General features: G+C 61.2%; 6 protein-coding genes. 4 read left to right on the top strand and 2 right to left on the bottom strand.

The window, feature by feature from the left end; all coding sequences use genetic code 11:
- Positions 1–122: 122 nt before the first annotated feature.
- Positions 123–1,415 (bottom strand): tRNA (N(6)-L-threonylcarbamoyladenosine(37)-C(2))-methylthiotransferase MtaB, encoded by a 1,293-nt coding sequence (gene mtaB / locus B5G37_RS13850; RefSeq protein WP_087258797.1) that lies wholly within the window; start codon positions 1,413–1,415, stop codon positions 123–125.
- Between the two features lie 128 nt (positions 1,416–1,543).
- On the opposite strand from mtaB, the gene yfbR reads away from it, so the two are divergent.
- The 4 genes from yfbR (at position 1,544) to B5G37_RS13830 (ending at position 5,896) form a co-directional block, all read left to right on the top strand.
- On the top strand, positions 1,544–2,119 hold the full coding sequence (yfbR, locus tag B5G37_RS13845) for a 5'-deoxynucleotidase (RefSeq protein WP_087258795.1): 576 nt from the start codon (positions 1,544–1,546) through the stop codon (positions 2,117–2,119).
- A gap of 47 nt (positions 2,120–2,166) precedes the next feature.
- Positions 2,167–2,436 (top strand): ACT domain-containing protein, encoded by a 270-nt coding sequence (locus tag B5G37_RS13840; RefSeq protein ID WP_087258793.1) that lies wholly within the window; start codon positions 2,167–2,169, stop codon positions 2,434–2,436.
- An 11-nt stretch (positions 2,437–2,447) separates the two neighbouring features.
- Positions 2,448–3,806, top strand: coding sequence for a PFL family protein (locus B5G37_RS13835; protein ID WP_087258791.1), 1,359 nt, complete (start codon positions 2,448–2,450; stop codon positions 3,804–3,806).
- A gap of 98 nt (positions 3,807–3,904) precedes the next feature.
- A complete protein-coding gene (locus B5G37_RS13830) occupies positions 3,905–5,896 on the top strand; it encodes an FUSC family protein (protein ID WP_087258789.1) in 1,992 nt (663 codons plus the stop codon).
- Between the two features lie 38 nt (positions 5,897–5,934).
- Here B5G37_RS13830 and B5G37_RS13825 read toward each other — a convergent pair whose 3' ends face one another.
- Positions 5,935–6,621 (bottom strand): DUF2461 domain-containing protein, encoded by a 687-nt coding sequence (locus tag B5G37_RS13825; RefSeq protein ID WP_087258787.1) that lies wholly within the window; start codon positions 6,619–6,621, stop codon positions 5,935–5,937.
- Between the last annotated feature and the right edge of the window lie 114 nt (positions 6,622–6,735).

Here is a 6,735-nt window from a genome sequence, read left to right as displayed (position 1 = left end):
GAGCGGATTTGCTCACCCTGATCTCCTGCCACCCCTATCCCACCAACACCTACCGATATGTAGTGACCTGCACCCGGATGGAATGACAAAACCGCCCTGGACCGTAGTCCAGGGCGGTAGCTTTATTCCTGAATCTCTCCCAGCAAAATCCCATCTCCCACGCCGGTGATGGTCACTTGCCGCAACTGGTTGTGCAACTCCTCCCCCTGGGCCCGCACAGCCACATAGTTGGGGGCGTGGCCCTGCCACAGGCCATCCTTGACTTCCTCAAAAAGGACGGGAAGGGTGGAGCCCACCAGCGCCTGCAAATAGGCCTGCTCCATCTCCTGGGCCACGGCATTGGCCCGGTGAGCACGCTCCTCCTGCACGGCATGGGGAATCTGGCCGGCCATGGTGGCGGCGGGGGTGCCGGAGCGACGGGAGTAGGGGAAAATGTGCATGGAGGAGAAGGCGCAGCGGCGGATGAAGTCCAGAGTTTGTCCGAACTCCTCCTCCGTCTCCTGGGGGAAGCCTACGATGAGGTCGGTGGTAATGGCGGGGCGGTCAAAGGTCTCGCCCAGCCACTGCACCGACTGGAAATAGCGGGCGGTGTCATACTTGCGGTTCATCCGCTTTAAGGTCTCGTCGCAGCCGGACTGCATGGACAGGTGGAAGTGGGGGCAAAGGTTGGGCAGAGCGGCGGCCCGCTGGCAGAAATCGGGGGTGATGGTGCGAGGCTCCAGAGAGCCAAGGCGCACCCGCAGCTGGGGCACGGCGTGGCACAGGGCCTCCACCAGGTCGATGAGGGTCTGTCCCTCCTTCAAATCCCGGCCCCAGGAGGAGATCTCAATGCCGGTGAGCACGATTTCCCGGTATCCCTGGGCCTCCAGGTCCTTGGCCTGGGCCACCGCCTCGGGAAGGGGCAGGGAGCGCACGGGGCCACGGGCATAGGGGATGATGCAGTAGGTGCAGAAGTTGGTGCACCCGTCCTCCACCTTCAGCATGGCCCGGGTGCGGCCCTGCTGGCCTCCGGCGGTGAGCCGCTCAAACTCCCGGCGGCGCAGGGATTCGTCCACCTGGACGATGGGGGCGGAGTGGTGGGCCAGCTGCTCCTCCAGCAGGTCCAAAAAGGCCATGCGTCCGGCGGTACCGGACACCAAGTCCACCCCCAGAGCCGCCACCGCCTCCGGCTCGGTCTGGGCGTAGCAGCCGCACACGGCTACCACCGCCTGGGGATTCATTTTTTTGGCCCGACGGATAACGTTGCGGCACTTTTTATCGCTGACCGCTGTGACGGTGCAGGTGTTGATGATGTAGGCGTCGGCCAGGTCCTCAAAGGGAACCAGGGTGTGGCCGCGGCGGAGCAGCTCTTGCTCCATGGCCTGGGTCTCATATTGGTTGACCTTGCAGCCCAAGGTGTAGATGGCAATGTCCATAAGGGCCTCCAAAATGTAATCGTTTTCTTAATGATACCATTTTCCTAGGGTTTTGTACAGGTTTACATTTCACCAAAAATGTGGTATGATAGCCGAAAAATCCTACTTTGAGAAAAGAAGGCGGAACCATGTCGTCCAGCTTTTTTGCGTATCTCTTTCGTATGCGCTACATTGCCCGATGGGCGCTGATGCGCAACACCCGCACGGAAAATGTGGAAGAGCACTCCTATGAGGTCTCGGTGTTGGCCCACGCCCTGGCAGTGATTGGCCAGCAGGTGTACGGTAAAGAGGTGAACCCGGACCGGGTGGCCACGGTGGCTTTGTTCCACGACGCCCCGGAGATCATCACCGGCGATCTTCCCACCCCCATCAAGTACTTCAACCCCGCCATCAAGTCCGCCTACGACCAGGTGGAGGCGGTGGCCCAGGATAAGCTGCTGGCCATGCTCCCCAAGGAACTCACCGGGGCCTATGAGCCGCTGGTGCGGGGGGAAGATCCCCAGGTGGGCCGCTATGTGAAGGCAGCCGATAAGCTGGCGGCGTGGCTGAAATGCCTGGACGAGCGCAAGGCGGGCAACGGGGAGTTTGTGCAGGCGGAACGGGAGACCCTCCGTGCCCTCCAGGACATGGAGATGGAAGAAGTGACCTGGTTTTTGGACCACCTGGGGGACAGTTTTGGGCTGACCCTGGACGAGTTGGGTTAACGGGTATACATTGGGGACAGCCCCAGAACATAGGGAGGAATTGATTTATGAAAGCCATTGTAACTGTGGTGGGCAAGGACCAGGTGGGCATCATTGCCGCCGTGTGCAGCCAGCTCAGTGAGCGTAATGTCAACGTGCTGGACATCAGCCAGACCATTTTGCAGGACTATTTCACCATGGTGATGCTGGTGGATGTGGCGGGGTGCACCGTGCCCTTTGCCCAGCTGGCTCAGGATTTGGCCGACGACGGCAAGGCCCGCAGCCTGGACATCCGGGTGCAGCGGGAGGACATCTTCAACGCCATGCATCGGATTTGAGGTGACGAGATATGCTCAATCAAAAGGACATTTTCTCCACCATCTCCATGATCGACCAGCAGAATTTGGATATTCGCACCATTACCATGGGTATCTCTCTGCTGGACTGCTGCCACTCCGATGCCAAGGTGGCCTGTGACAAGATTTACGACAAGATTACCACTTCGGCGGCCAACCTGGTGAAAACCGGGGAGGACATCGAGGCGGAGTTCGGCATCCCCATTGTCAACAAGCGCATTTCCGTGACCCCCATCGCCCTGGTGGCGGGGGCCTCGGACACCGACGACTACGTGCCCTTTGCCCAGGCTCTGGACCGGGCGGCCAAGGAGACCGGGGTCAACTTTATCGGCGGCTTCTCCGCTCTGGTGCAAAAGGGCATGACCCGGGGAGACCGCAACCTCATTGCCTCCATTCCTGAGGCTTTGGCGGTCACCGACCTGGTGTGCTCTTCTGTGAACATCGGTTCCACCAAGGCGGGCATCAACATGGACGCGGTGAAGCTCATGGGCGAGACCGTGAAGGCCTGCGCCGACCGCACCGCACACCAAGGCGGCTTTGGCTGCGCCAAGCTGGTGGTGTTCTGCAACGCCGTGGAGGACAACCCCTTTATGGCCGGCGCTTTCCACGGCGTGGGCGAGGCGGAACGGGTCATCAACGTGGGCGTGTCCGGCCCCGGCGTGGTGCACCACGCGTTGAAGGCCGTGAAGGGCCAGCCCTTTGACGTGGTGGCCGAGACCATCAAGAAAACCGCCTTCCAGGTCACCCGTATGGGTCAGCTGGTGGCCCAGGAGGCTAGCAGCCGATTGGGCGTACCCTTCGGTATTGTGGACCTGTCTCTGGCCCCCACCCCCGCCATCGGGGACAGCGTGGCCCGGATTCTGGAGGAAATGGGCCTGGAGGTGTGCGGCACCCACGGCACCACCGCCGCGCTGGCTCTGCTCAACGACGCGGTGAAAAAGGGCGGCGTGATGGCTTCCTCCTCCGTGGGCGGCCTGTCCGGCGCTTTCATCCCAGTGAGTGAGGACGAGGGTATGATTGCTGCAGCTCGCTCCGGCGCTCTCACCCTGGAGAAGCTGGAGGCGATGACCTGCGTGTGCTCCGTGGGCCTGGATATGATCGCCGTGCCCGGAGATACCACCGCCGCCACCATCTCCGCCATCATTGCCGACGAGGCGGCCATCGGTATGATCAACCAGAAGACCACCGCTGTGCGTATCATTCCCGCCCCCGGCATGAAGGTGGGGGACACCGTGGAGTTTGGCGGTCTGCTGGGCTCTGCCCCGGTGATGCCCTGCCACACCGGCTCGGCGGAGGAGTTTGTGGCCCGTGGCGGCCGCATCCCCGCCCCTATGCACAGCTTGAAAAACTAAATCTCCCCTGGAGACGCAAAACGGTGCGACAAAAACAGGTCGCACCGTTTTGCCCGTTTTGAGGGGGAGGGGAATTCTGGAAGAAAGGAGAGGCGTCTATGAGAGAGCGATGGCAGGGGTTTTGTACCCAGCGTCTGCCGGTGATCCGCACCCGATGGCTGGCGGCGTTGCCCATCATTGTGGTGTCCCTGATCTTGCTCTTTGGTCTGTGGGGGATCTTTGGGGTAAAGTATGTGAGCATGGCCGCCTTTCTCACCCTGCTGTTCCGCACCCGCCACAAGCAGGATTTTCGACCTCGGGACCTGGTCAGGGCCGGGGCCACCATGGTTTTGGTGGATTTGGCGGCCTTTATGGCTGGGCGCGGCCTGTGGTGGGCGTTGGGGATGAATCTGGTGGTGCCCTTTGTGCTGGTGTACCTCTTGAGTTCCAAGTTCTCCCCCAAGGCCTACTTTGTGTTCAGCATGGAGTTTGTCTTTCTCCAACTCATGCCCATTGCGCCGGAGGATTTGCCCACCCAGCTTCTGGCCCTGTGCTGCGGCCTGGGCGTGGTGACGGTGGCGCTATGGCTCTATGCCCGTATTATCCGGCGGCGGCGCCATTACGGCACCGTGCGCAAAGGAATGCGCAACCTGGGGCTCCAGTTTCGCACCCTGGCCTGTGGCGGAGACGTGTCCGCCCAGCGCGCGGCCCTGGCTCCCATGATCGTGCACATGAATCAGGTGATCTACGACAGCCGGGGCTACACCTATCTGGCCAACGGGTACGGAAAAATCTACTACCTGTTTATGGTGCTCTTCCAGCGCTGTTCCTACTTCAGCCAGCACTTTGTGCGCCTAGGCACCTTGCCCCCCTCTGGGGACCGCATGTTTTTTGCTCGGCTCAGCCAGGTGTTTGCCCAGGCGGAGACTGACCTGGGCGGGGAGAACCACGGCCAGCTGCGTCAGCGGGTGGAGGAGCTGCGCCGTGGCCCGGGGCCGTCGGACCCGGCCCAGTACGAGGCCATGGGAGAGATTTTGCGGCTGTTTGCCATTGCTTTGCAGGCCATGGAGGACACCAGCCCGGCCCAGCCCCAGCGCAAGTGGAAGCTACCCCCCGACCAGCACAAGCTGCGGGGATTGGGCAACCTGTTCCGCCTGGATCAGTTTTCCACCCGGTTTGCCCTGAGCCTGTCCACGGTGCTGTGTCTGGGCTTCGGCTTTGTGTGGCTCACCGGATGGGAACACGCCTACTGGTATCCCATGACCTCCTTCTTAATGCTCATGCCCTACGCCGAGGAGAGCCGGATGAAGATCGGCAACCGTATCCTGGGCACCATGGGCGGGGTGGTGGTGTCCATGTGCCTGATGAGCCTGTTCCACACTATGCCGGAGTATCTGGCCATCCTCACGGTGATGACCTGTTTTATGTACTATGCTCCGGTGACATCCTGGACCATGACGGTGTACACCACCTGCTACGGCATGACCTTGGCCCACCTGCGCCTGGGGCTGATGCAGGCCAGCGGGCTGCGCCTTGCCTATGTGGCTCTGGCGGCGGTGACGGCCACCTTGGCCAACCGCTTTTTGCTGCCCAACACCGCCGGGCGGGAGTTTCGCCAGAGCGTCAAGGAGCTGTTTGATTTGGACCGCAGCTTTTTGCAGCAGGTGCGGGCTCTGTGTCAGAAGGGAGGCCAGGACGGAAGCGAGATGACCGACCGCCTGGTGCGCATCCACCTGTTGGAGGACCAGATTCAGGCCCATTGGAAGGGGATGAGCGGCCCGGAACAGACCTATTACCGGCAGCTGCTCCCCATCAACCGAAAGCTGGTGAGCGAATTGGAGCAGATCAACGCCTATCTTCGCTCCCGCCCTCAGCTGCTAGGCACCGGGTACAGTCGAACCGCTGCGGAGGTGCTGGACAACCTGGAAGATGCCATTTTGCGGGTGCAGCGCAGCTACACCGCCCAGGAGTTGGAGCCCTTTTTGCAGACCGACGACTCCTTCCGCACCTTTGGACGCTTGCAAGACAGCCTGTATTTCAACACCCTGGCTGTGAACTGCATGCAGACCTTGCGGGAGATGAATGAGCTGGCAGCCCAGCCCAGAACATAGCAAAAGGAACCCCTCGGCTAAGCCGAGGGGTTCCTTGTTTATAGTTGTGTAGGTAACTTGGCGGCCAGGGCGGAAAAGTAATCGTAGTAGGGCTTGAGGAAGAGAAAGTCCTCCACCAGCTGGTCTGCCAGCTCCGGGGTGTACAGCAGTTCACACAGTTCCTCTTCATGGCCCACGGACAGGGATTTTTTATTGAACCATGGGCTCAGCTCTTCTTGAGGACAGGGCTTTTGCCGACGGTATTCCGGGCCGTCCAGGGAGAAACGGTCCTGCTTGCGCAGGGCGCGCTCCAGCTTCAACAGGGGCTTGGGATCCCGGAGAATTTCCTGGCGGTGGCACTCCATGACGCTGGCCTTGGCACACCAGAAGCCCATGCCACAGCTCCAGCCCTCGGGGGTGAGTTCAAACCACAGCGCGGGGTGGGTATCCCCGGCGGAGTCGTCTCCACGCACCAGGGTAAACCACAGGTGGTCTTTGTAGGGCCCCCGGCCGTGGAGCCGACGGGCGTCCCGGTAGATCCGGGCCACCTTTAAATTCCACGGCTCCTTGGGGAAGTGCTCCACCATGGCCAGTTGCACCTGACGGCCCAACTCCTGCATGGGGCGGTAGAGCTCTTTCAGATACACATTCCTGTGGGCTTCAAACCAGCTGCGCTCGTTTTGAAACCGGATGCCCCACATAAATTCTACCGTCTCCGGGGTAAAGCCTTGAAAGGTTCCACTCATGGCTGCTGGCTCTCCTGTGTGGGATCAGAAGTAGGAGTGGGAGTGGGTGCCGGAGTGGGAGTAGGCGTGGGAGTAGGGGTAGGCGTGGGCGTGGGCGCCGGGGTGGGAGTGGGC

The organism is Pseudoflavonifractor sp. An85, assembly GCF_002161235.1.
In the GTDB taxonomy this organism is placed as follows: domain Bacteria; phylum Bacillota; class Clostridia; order Oscillospirales; family Oscillospiraceae; genus Enterenecus.
The sequence above is the reverse complement of the archived record's forward strand: the minus strand, read 5'-3'. Positions and strand labels throughout refer to the sequence as shown.

What these genes read in the sequence shown, in the direction of transcription:
- B5G37_RS13825 (WP_087258787.1), bottom strand. Translation starts at nt 6,621, where the DNA reads ATGAGTGGAACCTTTCAAGGCTTTACCCCGGAGACGGTAGAATTTATG.
- B5G37_RS13840 (WP_087258793.1), top strand. Translation starts at nt 2,167, where the DNA reads ATGAAAGCCATTGTAACTGTGGTGGGCAAGGACCAGGTGGGCATCATT.
- yfbR (WP_087258795.1), top strand. Translation starts at nt 1,544, where the DNA reads ATGTCGTCCAGCTTTTTTGCGTATCTCTTTCGTATGCGCTACATTGCC.
- B5G37_RS13835 (WP_087258791.1), top strand. Translation starts at nt 2,448, where the DNA reads ATGCTCAATCAAAAGGACATTTTCTCCACCATCTCCATGATCGACCAG.
- B5G37_RS13830 (WP_087258789.1), top strand. Translation starts at nt 3,905, where the DNA reads ATGAGAGAGCGATGGCAGGGGTTTTGTACCCAGCGTCTGCCGGTGATC.
- mtaB (WP_087258797.1), bottom strand. Translation starts at nt 1,415, where the DNA reads ATGGACATTGCCATCTACACCTTGGGCTGCAAGGTCAACCAATATGAG.